This window comes from Streptomyces sp. 2-1, assembly GCF_048564895.1.
GTDB classification, from domain to species: Bacteria; Actinomycetota; Actinomycetes; order Streptomycetales; family Streptomycetaceae; genus Streptomyces; species Streptomyces phaeochromogenes.
On record NZ_CP183383.1, the window covers coordinates 10,108,643 to 10,122,855 of the forward strand.

The 14,213-nt window shown below is 73.0% G+C and carries 9 protein-coding genes and 1 pseudogene; 5 read left to right on the forward strand and 5 right to left on the reverse strand.

Features of this window, described 5'->3' with window-relative positions:
- Positions 1 to 31 precede the first annotated feature (31 nt).
- Complete coding sequence (locus tag ACN20J_RS44170; protein ID WP_419668205.1) at positions 32 to 2,203, reverse strand: SpoIIE family protein phosphatase; 2,172 nt, start codon at positions 2,201 to 2,203, stop codon at positions 32 to 34.
- Between the two features lie 387 nt (positions 2,204 to 2,590).
- Between ACN20J_RS44170 and ACN20J_RS44175 the strand changes: the two are divergent.
- A pseudogene (locus tag ACN20J_RS44175) lies at positions 2,591 to 2,929 on the forward strand (LuxR C-terminal-related transcriptional regulator); the annotation flags it as partial.
- Here the strand turns inward: ACN20J_RS44175 and ACN20J_RS44180 are convergent.
- The 4 genes from ACN20J_RS44180 to lanKC all read right to left on the reverse strand — a co-directional run bounded on the left by ACN20J_RS44180 (position 2,855) and on the right by lanKC (position 9,665).
- A complete protein-coding gene (locus tag ACN20J_RS44180; protein WP_419668206.1) occupies positions 2,855 to 4,855 on the reverse strand; it encodes an ATP-binding cassette domain-containing protein in 2,001 nt (666 codons plus the stop codon). The pseudogene ACN20J_RS44175 and the gene ACN20J_RS44180 overlap by 75 nt on opposite strands.
- Positions 4,852 to 6,681, reverse strand: coding sequence for an ABC transporter ATP-binding protein (locus ACN20J_RS44185; RefSeq protein ID WP_419669062.1), 1,830 nt, complete (start codon positions 6,679 to 6,681; stop codon positions 4,852 to 4,854). The genes ACN20J_RS44180 and ACN20J_RS44185 overlap by 4 nt, the downstream gene beginning before the upstream one ends.
- Positions 6,678 to 6,794 (reverse strand): SapB/AmfS family lanthipeptide, encoded by a 117-nt coding sequence (locus ACN20J_RS44190; protein ID WP_055617622.1) that lies wholly within the window; start codon positions 6,792 to 6,794, stop codon positions 6,678 to 6,680. The genes ACN20J_RS44185 and ACN20J_RS44190 overlap by 4 nt, the downstream gene beginning before the upstream one ends.
- Positions 6,795 to 6,875: 81 nt before the next feature.
- The gene (lanKC, locus tag ACN20J_RS44195; RefSeq protein WP_419669063.1) at positions 6,876 to 9,665 is read right to left on the reverse strand and encodes a class III lanthionine synthetase LanKC; all 2,790 of its coding nucleotides are present in this window, start codon (positions 9,663 to 9,665) and stop codon (positions 6,876 to 6,878) included.
- 140 nt (positions 9,666 to 9,805) lie between these two features.
- Here lanKC and ACN20J_RS44200 point away from each other — a divergent pair, with 140 nt between their 5' ends.
- The 4 genes from ACN20J_RS44200 (at position 9,806) to ACN20J_RS44215 (ending at position 14,196) form a co-directional block, all read left to right on the forward strand.
- The gene (locus tag ACN20J_RS44200) at positions 9,806 to 9,982 is read left to right on the forward strand and encodes a hypothetical protein (RefSeq protein ID WP_361885886.1); all 177 of its coding nucleotides are present in this window, start codon (positions 9,806 to 9,808) and stop codon (positions 9,980 to 9,982) included.
- A 120-nt stretch (positions 9,983 to 10,102) separates the two neighbouring features.
- Complete coding sequence (locus ACN20J_RS44205) at positions 10,103 to 12,592, forward strand: SpoIIE family protein phosphatase (RefSeq protein WP_419669064.1); 2,490 nt, start codon at positions 10,103 to 10,105, stop codon at positions 12,590 to 12,592.
- Between the two features lie 4 nt (positions 12,593 to 12,596).
- Positions 12,597 to 13,112 (forward strand): metallophosphoesterase family protein, encoded by a 516-nt coding sequence (locus tag ACN20J_RS44210; protein WP_419668207.1) that lies wholly within the window; start codon positions 12,597 to 12,599, stop codon positions 13,110 to 13,112.
- Positions 13,113 to 13,257: 145 nt separating this feature from the next.
- On the forward strand, positions 13,258 to 14,196 hold the full coding sequence (locus ACN20J_RS44215; RefSeq protein WP_419668208.1) for an aminoglycoside phosphotransferase family protein: 939 nt from the start codon (positions 13,258 to 13,260) through the stop codon (positions 14,194 to 14,196).
- Positions 14,197 to 14,213: the final 17 nt, after the last annotated feature.

The following is a 14,213-nucleotide window of genomic DNA, read 5'->3' on the forward strand; positions in this document are numbered from 1 at the left end:
TTCCCCGCGCCCCTGAAGTGTGCGGCCCCGTTTACGGGGTGGGGCGGGCGCGGAGCAGTAGGAGTGCCACGTCGTCGACCCGTTGCTCTGCTGTTCCGCTGTGTTCCACGAGGGAGTCGGCGACCTCGTCGAGGGGGCGGTCGCCGATCTCGCTGAGGCGTTGGGCGAGGCCGGCCAGGGCGTCCTCGATGTCGACGCCGGGGGACTCGATGAGCCCGTCGGTGTAGAGGGCGAGCAGCGACCCGGGCGGCAGCGCGACGTCGGTGGTCGGGTAGGTGGCGGCCGGGTCGATACCGAGCAGTGGCCCGCCGGCCAGGTCCAGGACCCGTACCTTGCCGTCCGGCTTTCTCAGCAGGGGCGGCGGATGCCCCGCCCGGGCCATCACGACCTGCCCGTGCACCGGATCCAGACGCAGATAGACACAGCTCGCGAAGAGCTCCGTACCCAGGTCGATCACCAGCCGGTTGGTGCTGCTCATGACCTCCCCGGGCGGCTGGCCGACGGTCGTGTAGGCACGTACGGCGGTACGGATCTGGCCCATGAGGCCGGCCGCGGTGACGTTGTGGCCCTGCACGTCCCCGATCACCGCCGCTGCCAGACCGCCCGTGTCGCCCTCGCCGCCCGTCGGCAGGAGGTCGTAGAAGTCCCCGCCGATCTCCATGCCCTGGGTCGCGGGCAGATAGCGGGCAGCCGCCTCGATGCCGGGCAGGGACGGCAGCGAGTGCGGCAGCAGCGCGGCCTGCAGACCGTGCGCCAGCTGGTGCTTGGCGTCGTAGAGACGGGCCCGTTCCAGCGCCTGCGCGATCAGCCCGCTGAGGCTGGTCAGCACGGCGCGCTCGTCGGCCGGGAAGGGATGCGGGTCGGCGTAGGCGAGGACACAGGTGCCCACCGGCCGCCCGGACGCGATGAGCGGCAGGAACGCCCAGGCCGCCATGCCGTCGGGCGTGGCGTTTCGCGCCGGGTACAGGCGCTCCAACTGCTGACGCGAGTCGAAGAAGGTCGGCACACCGCTTCTCAGCGCGTGCGCCCCGGGTGTCTGGTCGGTCAGCGGCATCCCGTCGAAGCGCTCCACGACATGTGGATCCGGATAGCCGCGGTGCCCGAGGACGTGCAGCCGGCCCGCCTGGGAGCCGAGGAGCACCAGCGCCTGGCTGCCGACCGCGGGCGCGATCTCGTCCGCGACCAGCTGCACCACGTCCTGCACACCCACCGCCTCGGTGAGCGCTCCGGCCAGGCTCAGCACCTGCGAGATGGTCACGAGGCGCGTGCCGGTGTCGGCGTGCCGGAAGCCCGCAGGGCCCTCCCGCGCCACGGCCCGCGCCCGGGTGATGCGCAGGCTCAGCCCGTTCGTACTGGGATAGAGCCGGAACGACAGCCAGTCCGAGGGCGGCCGGAGCGCCACGAACGACGTCGCCTGCTGGCTGAGCAGCGCGGCCCGGTAGCGGTCCTCGTAGACCGGATCGTTGAGCCACGGCACGGTCGCCCACAGCTGGGTGCCGAGCAGCCCGCTGACCGGCAGGCCGAGCAGGTCGGCCGCCGCCGCGTTGGCGAAGCTGATCCGGCCGTGCAGATCGAGCGCGCAGAGCCCGTACGGCAGCCGCGCCACCATCCGCACCGCCTCCACCGCGCCGAGTGTTCCGGCCACGGTCGCCACTGACGCCGGGGCGATCAGATCGGGCTCGGGATGAATCGGCCGGCCCTCCTCGACGGCCCGCTCCAGGCGCAGCGCGAGCCGGTCACAGGCGGCGATGAGATGGTCCCGCTCCCGGTCGGACAGCTCCGGGGGGTGCGAGCCGGGCCAGGTCACGAAGACCGCCCCGTAGGTGGCCCGGTCGGTCGCCACCGGCAGCGCGGCCAGCGCGAACGGGTACGGCAGGACGACGGCGATCCGCGGATAGTGGCGGGCCATGTCCTCCTCACCGCTCACCCACACGAGCCGCCGGTCGCGCGCCGCCTCCGCCACCGGGATCGGCGCGCTCAGGCCCACCCGCTCCCAGGGCGCCGCGAAGGCCCTGGGCAGCCCGGCCATCACCGCCATCTCAAGGACCGGCTCGCCGGGGGTCAGCAGATACACCGCGCCCGAGTGCGCGTGCACGTCGTCCATGAGCGCGGCGAGCGTCAGCGACAGCAGCGGCCGGCCGACCGGCGGCGGGGCGGCGTCCCGTCCCTGCCCGGACACGTGCCAGTCGGACACGCCGACCACCTCCTCCCACGGACACGCGAAGGAGCCCAGGGCACAAGGCTCCCCCGGGAGGGCGGTTCCCGCACGGCGAGGGAGCCCCGAGTGCCTCGGTCACCGACCATGGCCGGTTCTTCACGCCCGGGACAGGAGAGAAGTGGGACGCGCCTGTCATTGGGCACACGCGCAGAGCACGAAGGAATCTGCAGGCGGAGGGCGGAAGGGACGGACGTGATCCGGGTGCTGTTGGTGCACGACGTGTGTCTGGTGCGGTCGGTCCTGGCGGAGTGGCTGCGCCGTGTGTCCGACTTGACGGTGTTCGACGCCGAGTGGCGCGGTGCGTCCGGGAGCGCCCGATCGCTGCGGCCCGACGTCTGCGCGGCGGATCTCGAACGCGTCGACTCGCACGAGATGCCGCCGCTCGGCGACCTGTGCGGGCGGGGCACGACGGACCCTCGCCTGCTGGTGCTGGCCACGGCGCGAAGACCCGGTCTCCTGCGGCGCGCGTTCGACGCCGGGGCGCTCGGCTACGTCGACAAGGAGGGCTCGCCGGAGCGGCTGGTCTCCGCGATACGGCGGGTGGCAGCGGGCGAACGCTTCGTCGACGACTCGCTCGGCTTCGGCTTCCTCAGGGCCGCCCGGATGCCGCTGACCAGCAGGGAGCTGAGTGTGCTGTCACTGGCCGCCGAGGGTGCCTCCATCTCGGAGATCGCCGGAAGCCTCCATCTGTCCAACGGGACCGTACGCAACTACATGGCGGCGATCACGCGGAAGACCGGCGCCCGCAACCGCGTCGACGCCATCCGGATCTCGCAGGGGGAGGGCTGGGTGTGACCACTCCGGTCGGTGAGCGGCCGGAGCGGCCGGGGTTCCGCTGCTCGGCGACCAGGCGCCGACCAGGTCGCGGTAGAGCGGGGACCGCTCCATCAGTTCCTCGTGGCTGCCGTACGCGGTCCGTCGGCCGTCCATGACCAGCACCCGGTCGGCGCGGAGGGCGGAGCTGATGCGGTGCGCCACGACCACGAGGGTGCCGCCCCGCCGGGCGAAGGCGCGCTCCACGCGCTCCTCGGCCGCCGCGTCCAGGTGACAGGTCGCCTCGTCGAGCAGGGCGAGTGAGGCCCGCGCGAGGTAGGCGCGGGTCAGCGCGATGAGCTGACGCTCACCTGAGGACAGCGCTCTCGGGTCGACCTCGGCCGTCGGCCCGCCCAGCCGGTCGAGCAGTGGGCTCAGCCCGAGGGCCTCGGCCGCGGCCAGCAGCTCCCGATCGGGCACGGGGGCCGACCGCAGCTGGCCGAGGTTCTCGGCGAACGTGCCCGTGAAGACGTACGCCTCCTGCGGGATCAGTACGCGGACGGGGTGCCCGGGGCGGTCGGGGGCGGGGAGGTCGGGCGCCGGGCGTATGTCGACGGAGCCCCCGGTCGGTGCGAGGAGCCCGGCCATGAGGGCGGTGAGCGTGGACTTGCCGATGCCGCTGGGGCCGACGATCGCCAGATGGGTGCCGTGGGGGACGGCCAGGTCGAGGCCGTCGATCACCGGCTCGCTGGCGGGGCCGTAGGCGAAGGTGAGGGAGGAGAGGGTGACGGCGGCGGGAGGGCCGGGCGGCGCGGAGCCCGCTGCGGATGTCGTGTCTGGACAGGGGGCAGGCGCGGGGGCGTCCGTGGGTGCCGGAGTGTCCGGTGCGAGCCGGCGGAGGACGACCGCCAGCCTGGAGCCGCTCGTGCCCAGGCCGTGGATCAGGTTCTGGAGGGCCGGGAGCAGGGACTGCGTGACATAGGCGAGGGCGCCCACCAACGCGCCGGGTGTGACCCCGTGGGTGAGGAGCCAGGGTGCGGTCGCGAGCAGGAGGACGATCGGGAGCTGTCCGCCGATCGCGAGGGCCACTACCCGCAGGACGCCCCAGCGGGCCAGGGACCGCGCGGCGAACTGCTCGGCCGCGATGCGTGTCCCCGCGTCGGCGGCGACTTCGTCCTCGGCACCGGCGGCCGTGATGTCCCTCAACCCCGGGCAGACCGCGCCCAGTTGGGCGGCGAGTTCCTCGTCGGCCACGAGGAACGCCTCCTGACGGCGGGTCAGTGGCCGCAGGGTCAGGGCGAACAGGGCCACACCGGCGGCGAGCGGCGGCGCCACTACGAGCAGCAGCGGCGGCGCGAGCGAGAAGAGGCCGATCAGGGCGCCGGCGGCGGTGAACACGAACGAGCGCGACACCATCACGAGTCCGGCGAAGGTGTCCCGGGCGATCTCCACCTGCTGGGTGAGCCGGGACAGTGCGCCCCGGTCCGCGTCCCGCACCCCCCGCTCGACCACGTGCCGCACGAGCCGGTCCCGCAACGGCTCGACCAGCGCGGCCACGGCCCCGTAGACCCGCCCGGTCCCGTACGCCCCGACGACCACGGCGACGGCGGCCGCCGCGAGCCAGCCGAGCCCGACGTTCACTCGACCGGCCAGGAACCCGGCGTCGAGGGCCCGCGCCAGCGCGTACCCGGTGAGGAAGGTCTGAGCCGTCTCCAGTACCGACCAGGCCGCGAGCCGCCCGACCACGCGCCGCCTGGCCCGCAGGAAACGGAGCCCGCGCCGGTGGACGCTGTTGTGCCTTTCCGAGGTGGTGGGGCCGGAGCGCCGGGCGCCAGGGGGCGGCTCGCCTCCGGGCGGCAGGTCGGCAGGCGGGTCGCCGATCACGGAATCCCCCCGTTCCGCTCGCCGTCAGGCGACGCGTCGCCCGTGCGGTCGGCCTCGTCGCTCGCATCGCTCCCGAACACGGCCCGGTACTCGGGCTGCGCCCACAACTCCGCGTGCCGCCCGACGTCTCGTACGCGCCCGCCGTCCAGCCAGGCCACCGAGTCCGCCCGTGCCGCGGTCGATGCCCGGTGGGCGACGACCAGGCGGCCGTACCCTGGCATGCGCCGGAAAAGCGCCTCCGTGACGTGGTGTTCCGTCACCGTGTCGAGGCTCGACAACGCGTCGTCCAGGATCAGCAGCCGCCCGCCGCGTGCGAACGCCCTTGCCAGACCGAGGCGTTGGGCCTCACCGCCCGACAGCGGAGCCGCGGCGCAGGGGGTCGCGTAACCGTGCGGGAGACGGCGTACGAAGTCGTCGGCGCGGGCGGTACGGGCGGCCTCCCGTATCCGGTCCGGGGGCGGTTGAGGGTGGCCGAAGCCGATCGTGTCCTCGATGGTCTCACCGAGCAGGGCGGGGCGTTCGAAGGCGTAACCGATCGCGCGCCGCAGTGTGGGTCGGTCCAGTTCGCGCAGCGGTACCCCGTCGAGGAGCACCTCGCCGGAGTCCGGGTCGGCCAGTCGCCCGGCGAGCGCGGCCAGCAGGGACTTGCCCGCACCCGAGCGCCCGACGACGGCCAGTGTGGTGCCGCCGGGCACGACGAGATCGACACCGTCCAGCACGGTACGGCCCCCGCGGTTCCGGGCGGTCACCGTGCGCAGCTCCAACTGCCCCTGTCCCGGCGGGAGATGGCACGTTCCGTACGTGGTCTCCGGCTCGTCCAGCACCTCACCGAGTCGGCGTGCCGAAGCCCGGGCCTCGATCAGCCCGCCGAGTCGGCCGACGAGCACGCCGACGCCGGTCGCCAGTACGGCGTACCGGGAGGCGGCGAGCAACTCACCGACGGAGAGCCGGTGTTGGGTGAGCAGCAGCCCGGCCGTGGCCAGCACCGCGATCTGCAGCAGCGGTGCCACCCCGACGGCCTGTGCGGCGGCACGCCCCTGGACTCGCCACATCCGGTGGCCCTCGCGGGACAGTTCGGGCAGTGGCCGCAGGATGCGCGCCACCTCCTTGTCGGCGGTACCGCCCGCCGCGATGGTGCGTGCGCCGCCGATCGCCTCCGCCAGCGCGCCCGCGATCCGCCCCTGTGCGTCCTGGTAACGCGCCACGCACCGCGAGGAGTTGCGGGCGAAGGCCCGGAGCACCGCCACGACGACGGGTACCCCGCCCAGGAACACGAGTGCCAGCCGGGGATCGATCAGCCAGAGCGCCACGACCGCCCCGAGCGGAGCGGCCAGCGCGGCGAAGAGGCCGGCGAGTGTGGCGGGGGCCGTTCCGGCCTGCGCTGCGTTGCCGACGAGGCGTGCGACGAGTTCACCCGGCCCGAACCGGTGCCCGGCCCGGGGACCGGCGCCCAGGACATGCCCCGTGAGCCGCTCGCGCAGCCACGCCGTGGCGCGGGCGTTCGTGGTCGCGCCCAGTACCGTCTCGCAGGCGTCGAGCACGGCGAGCACCAGTACCAGGGCGGTGCAGTACAGCACCCAGTTGGTGGCCCGGGACGGATCCGCCGAGGGATCCGCCAGCAGCGCGTCGAGCGCCCGGCCCAGCGCGGCTGGCAGCAGCAGGCCCGCCGCCGTCCCGGCCAGGGACAGGAAGGTGAGGGTCGCACAGCGGATGCCACTGTGCCGGGTCGCCGCCCGCAACAGCGCACCGCCGTGCGAGGCCCCGGGCGGCCCCTCCCCACTGGGGGTCGGGAACCGCCCGGAGCCGTGAGAACGCGGTGCTGTCAGAGACACAGGGTGACGCTGGCCGCGCTGATGCACGAGAGCAGGCTGAGGGTGCTGTTCGCGCCGCCGTCCGTCTGCTCGTCGGATTCCATCGTCTGCAGGTCGAGAAGTGCCATGGTGATGTCCTTTTCTCTGTGAAGTCGCCCTGTGGGGACGGGGTTTGGTGTCACGACTCCGCCGGACGGCGGAACCGCGTATCAGGGCCGCCGTGGAGGCGGCGGGAGGAACGGCAGATGGGCGAGGGCCTCGCCGTCGAGGGCGGCGCCGAGCGCCAGCAGGCACCCTGCCGTTCCGGTGCCCAGGTCCATGGAGAGGCGCATCATCTGGTGCCCGGGGAAGGCCAGTTGGCCCTGGTAGGGCATCGCGAACCAGCCGAGCCCGGCGATCTGCGCGGCCACCTGCCCGGGGTCGGCGCCGGTGCGGCTCAGGTGGAGGATCATGCCTGCCCGGCCCTGGAACAGCCCGGGCTGCGCGTAGAAGCGCGAGGTGGCGGCGGTCACGATCTGCGAGCGAGCTCGCTCGAACTCGTCCGAGCCGTGGGTGACTTGGCCGTACGTGACCAGGCCGTTCGCGACTTGGCCGTGCGTGACTTGGCCGTTCGCGCGCCGGCCGACCTCGCCCCGGCCGTACCCGTCTCCGCTGTCCTCGCTCCGGCCGCCCTCCGCATGCGCCAGGTAGTCGTCGATGACCAGGCCGATTCCGGCGCTGCCGTCGCCGACGTAGGGCATGGTGCGTCGGCCCTCGTCGACCTCCAGGCCGCCGCCGTGCTGGACGACGCAGCACTCCAGGTCCCGCCGCAGCGCCTCGGCGGCCGACGTCAGCAGCTCGGGATCACCGGTCGACTCGTACCGGCGCAGCAGGAACAGCGCGGGCCCGCTCGCGCCGCGGAGGAGTCCGGCCCGGCGCTTCTTAGGCCCGGGCTCGGCCAGCCGTTCCCGGAGGATGCGGGCCACCTCGGCCGCCCGCAGGTCCAGCTCCGGCTCCCCGGTCGTACGTGCCAGCCGGTCGAGCACCAGGCCGAGTCCGGCGAGCCCGCCCTTCAGGTCGGAGGACAGCTTCCGCCACTTCTCCTTGAGCACGGTGTCGACGAGGTCCAGCGCCCGCTGCCGGTGCCCGAGCAGGTCGAGGACGTACGCCACGCCCGCGAGACCGTCGTACAGGCCGAGCGGCGTTCCCGTCGGCACCGGGTCGGTGTGGTCGAGCAGCCAGCGCTCGCCCTCCTCGTACCGGTCCGCGCCGGTCTGGGCCAGGGCGTACAGCACGCCCGCCGCCCCGTAGGCGAGCCCGAGTCCGCCGCCGTCGGAGAACTGGGCGATGTCGCCGGGGAAGAGCCGGTCGTCGCGCTCCGGTGTGGCAGAGGCGAGGATCGCCTTGACCATCGAGTCGCGGCTGTACGGCCAGTCACCGGGGTCGGCGAGTGCGGCGTACGGCGAGGCGGTCGCGGGGGACGGCAGGACGGCCGCGGAGGACGGCGAAACGGTGGCGGAGGAAGACGGCGTCGCGGCGGCAGTGGACGTGGAAGTCGAATCGGCCGTGCGCGATGCCGGGCCCCGGGTGATCTCGGCGACCGCCTCGGCCAGGAACTCCCTTGGCACGTCCGGGAATTGGTCTGTGATGACCTCGGCGAGGTGCGCCGCCTTCGCGCGGTCCATCACGAACAGCGTGGTGACCGGCATGAACATCGCGAGCCGCAGACACGCCAGCGCGTACCGGTCCACGTCCGCGCCCGTCCGGTCTGGCGGTGCGAAGAACCCCGGGTGGGCGACGACTTGGCGACCGCCCTCCTCGATCGGCGCCGCCGCCTCGAAGTCGAGGAGCGCGACCGACTGTTCGTCGGGGGAGACCATGATGTTGAACATATGGAGGTCGTTGAAGGCGATGCCACGCGCGTGCACCGCCTCGACCGCCTCCTCGACCAGCCCGTGAACGCGCAGCGCCCAGGCCGTGTAGTCGGTCACGGCGGCGGGGTCCGGGTCGGCGGTGAGCAGCGGATGGCGTTCGGCGAAGAAGGAGTTGAGTGGCCGGCCCTCCAGGAAGTCCATGACGAGGAAGCGGTGCTCGCCGAGCGGGAACCAGTCGCGCACCTCGGGCACGACACTGAGTCCGGACACCCGCTCCAGGGCGTACTTCTCCCGGGCGAGCCGGGCCACGGCGTCCGCCCCGTCGGCGGCGAGCCCCGCGTGCGGCCGGCCCTCCTTGAGGACGACCTTGCTTCCGTCGCGGGTGTCGACCCCTGAATACACGCCACCGCCGTTGGAGAAGTGCAGCGCCTTCTCGATGCGGTACGGCAGTTCGCCGACCGTCGTCGTGTTCCGCGCGGCGAGCTGCGGTTCGAGGAACGCGGGCAGGGTCACCCACTCCGGCACCTGGAAGGAGGGCGCCCGCCGGTCCGGCACGAGCCGGCCCTCGCCGTCAGTCACCGCGGGCACCAGCCTCCCGCGCTCGTCGACGACGAACGACCGCGCGAACGCCCCGTAGCGCACATACAGCGGACCGTCGTTCCAGCGCAGGTCGGTGAGGATGTACGGCCCTTCGAGACCCTTCAGGAGCGCGCCCAACTCCTCCAGCACGACCTGGAGTTGGACCTCGTCCGCCGGATAGACGGTGACGAACTTGCCGCTCGTGTCGCGCGCCGCGTACTTGACGTTCCGCAGATGCAGCAGATGCGGACCCGGCACGAACTTGAAGGGGATCAGCCGAGGCACGCAGTAGTCCCAGACAGTCGCCGCGATGCGCTCCGCGTTCTCCCGGGTGGCCGAGGCGTGGATCTTCCAGCCCTGGACCGGGCCGGACCGTGGCCTGCCCTCCCCATCGACGGGGGTCATCGTCAGCCAGTCCCCCATGCGGGCCGCCCGCCACCCCTCGGGCACCGCCCGCCGTGCCGTCTCGTAGCCGGGCGCTTCGCCGCGCCCCTCTCCGGTCAGCCGGTCCGGTGTCTCGTAGAAGAACCTGTCGGCCAGCGCGTAGACCTCGTACCGCTCGTCCATCGCATTCCCCTCGACGGCTGCCGAGCCTTCCACCCAGTCGGGAGCCCGGACAGTCACGGCTGTCACGAGGTGACCGTGAGGAATGCACGGGTCGAGTCGCGTTCGGTCTCTTTCGGCCGGGAACGGTCTACGGGATCGTCGTGGACACCGACGGCACCTCCCTGGCCGTCGCGGACTCGGACGGGACGGTCCAGCTCTGGGACCTCGACGCCGGACGGGTGACACGCCACATCTGCGATGTGGTGGGGCTTTCGGTCGACCGGGACCGCTGGCGCAAACTGATCCCGGACGTTACCTCCCATACGACGTGCCCCTAGATATACGGATACATATGGACCGGCGGGGCCGCCCGGAGGCCCCGCTTCCGGGTCCCGCCGGACCCATGACCTGCCTCCGTACGGTCACAGGGGCTGCGCCGCAGTCCCGGAAGCGCTGTAATTGCGGACGTGGTCAGTGAGGGCGCTGCGGAACGCAGAACGAGAACGCTGCGTACCGAACTTGCCCTCAAGACGCTTCACGCGGACCTCGGGGCCCCCGAACGACTACGGAGCGTGCTCGAACAGGCACTGGTGTTCGGTGGCGCGACGCTCGCCACCGTCTACGCGCCGGGCGACAGCGGTGACCAACTGTGTCTGATCGAGGCGGCGGGCGTGCCCCGGTCCCTCTACGGGCTGCGCGACAGCTACCCGCTCTCCGGCGGCTCGCCCGCGGCGGACGCCTACCGGATCGGCCGGCCCCTGTGGCTCAGCGCCGAGGAGCTCGCCGTGCGTCCCGGTGCCCGCCCGATGCCCGCGGGGGACTTCTGGCTGGCCGCCCTGCCGCTGCCCCCGGACCCGCGCGGCGGCGGCTGTCTGGTCGCCGTGAACGAGAACCCGGGCGGCTTCGACACAGAGGACCGGGTCTGTCTCGAACTGCTCGCCGAGGCCGTCTCCTTCCCGCCCTCCACCGGATCCGCGGACTCCGAGGACCTGCCCAGCAGTTCCTTCAGCCTGGCCATGGACACCGGGCGCGTCGAGGTCGACGACGAGATGCTGGAGCTGTTCGGGCTCGCCCCCGACGAGTTCGACGGCAAGGTCGAGACCCTGCTGGGCATGACCGTGCCGGAGGACCTGCCCTCGCTGATGTCCGTGGTGGAGTCCGACCACATGTCCGTCGGCGAGCGCGAGCTGGAGTTCCGTATCCTCCAGCCCTCGGGCGACCAGCGGTGGCTCAGGCTGCGCGCGCGACTGCTGCCGGCCGCCGACGGACGCCCGTCCCGGCTGGTGGGCACCGTCGCGGACGCCTCCAAGCTGCGCTCCGGCGGCAACGAGGTCGCCCGCGTCCAGCGCCTCGCCGCGGCCCTCGCCACCGCGGGCACCGTCCACGACGTCAGCCAGGCCGTCGTCACCGCCCTGCGCCGGCCCCTCAAGGCGGACCGGATCGCCCTGGCCGAGCTGGAGGGCGACCGCCTCGTCGTCACCGTCCTGGACCCGCCCGAGCCGGAGGCCTGGCCCGAGGTCTGGCGCTCGGAGTGGCGCTCGGAGTGGCCCGACGCGCCCGTACGCACCATGCCGACCCTCGCGGCAGCCCTGCGCGACGGACGTGCGGCCATCTGGCCGGCCGGAACCCCGCTGGAGGCCACGCTCGCCGAGGTCGGCCCCGGCGGCCTCGCCATCCTCCCGCTGCCGGCCGGCAGCGGCCGAATGGCCGGCGCCTGCCTCATCGGCTGGGACACCCCGCACGACTTCGGCCCCGACGAGCGCGCCCTTCTCACCGCCTCCGCCGGTCTCGCGGGCCAGGCCCTCATGCGTGCCCACGCCTTCGACGCCGAACACGAACTCGTCGGAATGCTCCAGCGGACCCTCCTCCCGCGCAGACTGCCGCCCCTGCCGGGCGCGGAGGCCGTGGCCCGCTACCTGCCCACCACGGCGGGCCTGGAGGTCGGCGGCGACTGGTACGACGTGATCCCGCTGCCCGACAGCCATGTCGCCCTCGTCATCGGCGACGTCCAGGGGCACAACGCCCAGGCGGCCACCCTGATGGGCCAGATGCGCACCGCGCTACGCGCGTACGCCGTCGAGGGCCACCCGCCGGACGTGGTCGTCTCGCACGCCAACCGGCTGCTCATGGACATGGAGACCGACCTCTTCGCCACCTGCTGCTACGTCGACGTCGACATGGCGGAGGGCACGGCCTGGTGCGTACGCGCCGGACACCTGCCGCCCGTCCTGCGCCACCCGGACGGCACCACCGAGATCGTCGTCACCGAGGGCGGACCACCGCTCGGCGTCATCACCCAGGCCGACTTCCCGATGAGCCCGCTGCCGCTGCGGCCCGGCACCATCGTGGCCCTCACCACCGACGGCCTGGTCGAGTCCTCCGAGCTCGAGATGGAGGACGGCCTGAACCGGCTGGCCGACGAACTGTCCGCCGCCGACCCCGCCCACCTCGGACTCGTCGCCGACGCCCTGCTCGCGGGCGCCAACCGCAGCGACGACGTGGCCCTGCTCCTCATGCGCTACGACGGACTCGATCTGAGGCCGCTGCGCGAGAGCTGGACCGTGTGGCGCGTACCGGAAGCAGTCCGCCACGCCCGCCGCTTCACCCGGCGCACCCTGCGCGTCTGGGGTGTCATGGAGGAGTCCGACGCCATCCTCCTGGTCGTCTCCGAACTCGTCACCAACGCCCTCGTGCACACCGACGGCCAGGTCCGCCTCGACCTCACCCTCATCAACGATCGCCTGCGGATCGCCGTCGCCGACGCCTCGCCGCGTACGCCCATCAAGCCCACCAGCATCGGCTGGGAGGCCACGGGCGGCCGTGGCATCCTCCTGGTCGAGGCACTCTCCGCGACCTGGGGAACGGTCCCGGTCAGCGGCGGCAAACAGGTGTGGGCCGAGCTCGCCGTGACCGAGCCGCCCGTGACAGAACCGCCCGTCCTAGGCTGATCACGTGCGCCTCCTCCTGATGTCCGACACTCACCTCCCCAAGCGCGCCAAGGAACTCCCCGCGCCACTCCTCGCCGAACTCCCGCGCGCCGACGTCGTGATCCACGCCGGCGACTGGGTGGACACCGCCACCCTCGACCTCCTGGAGAGCCGCTCGAACCGGTTCATCGGTGTGTACGGCAACAACGACGGCCCCGAGCTGAGGACCCGCCTCCCCGAGATCGCCCGGGCGGACCTGGACGGCCTGCGCGTCGGAGTCGTCCACGAGACGGGCGCCGCCCAAGGCCGCGAGACGCGCTGCGCCGCCCGCTTCCCGGACCTCGACGTCCTGGTCTTCGGCCACAGCCACATCCCTTGGGACACCACGGCCCCGACCGGCCTGCGCCTCCTCAACCCGGGCTCGCCCACCGACCGCCGACGCCAGCCGCACTGCACGTACATGACGGTGTCGGTGAAGGACGGCGAGCTCGTCGACGTACGACTCCACCGGCTGCCGCCCCGACGATCGGCTGACGGCTGACGGCTGACGGCTGACGGCTGACGGCTGACGGCTGACGGCTGACGGCTCGGGCGGCGGACGGGCGGGCAGAAAATCAGTGGACGGTGCATGGTCCGGCGGATGGGATGGGTCGGCCGCTTCCCGGTCCGCATCCAGGAGTTGACCCTTGTCATCCGGTGACCCGCATGCCCACGACGACGTGACCATCGACGCCGACCTCGTCCGCCGTCTGCTCGCCGCCCAGTTCCCGCAGTGGGCTGAACTCCCGATCTCGCCGGTGCCCCGGTCAGGGATGGACAACGCGACGTTCCGGCTCGGCAACGTCCTGTCCGTACGGCTGCCCCGCTACCCGCGCTGGGTCGGGCAGGTCGAGCGGGAGCACCGCTGGCTGCCGCTGCTCGCCCCGCATCTGCCGCTGACGGTGTCCGAACCGCTCGCGGCGGGGGCGCCGGGGGAGGGCTACCCCTTCCCCTGGTCGGTCTACCGGTGGCTGGAGGGCGAGACGGCGACCACCGAGGGGCTCGCGGATCCGGTGCGAGCGGCCGGACAACTGGCCGAGTTCATCAGGGCGTTGCGGAAGATCGACGCCACCGACGGCCCTGGACCGCAGTGGAGCAACGCGTTTCGCGGGGTGCCCATGGGCGACGAACGCGACTCGCTGGCCGCCGACGCCCTGGTCCGGCCGAAGATCGCCAAGCTCAAGGGCGTGGTCGACACCGACGCGGTGACGGCTGTGTGGGACGCGGCGCTCGCGGCGCCCGCCTGGGACGGACCGCCGGTGTGGTTCCACGGCGACCTCGCTACCGGCAACCTGCTGTCCGTCGACGGCCACCTCAGCGCGGTCATCGACTTCGGCACGCTCGGCGTCGGCGACCCCGCCGTCGACGTGCTGCCCGCATGGAAGTTCCTGCCCGACACGGCACGCGGCACCTTCCGCGAGGCACTCGGCGACGACGACGCCACCTGGGCACGCGGACGCGGCTGGGCGCTCGCCGGATCACTGCCCGTACTCGACGACCCCTTCTTCCAGGAGGACCCGGCCCGAGTGACCACGGCCCTGCGCCACCTCGAAGCGATCATCGCCGACTTCCACGACGAGACCTGACACGCCGACTCCTGACA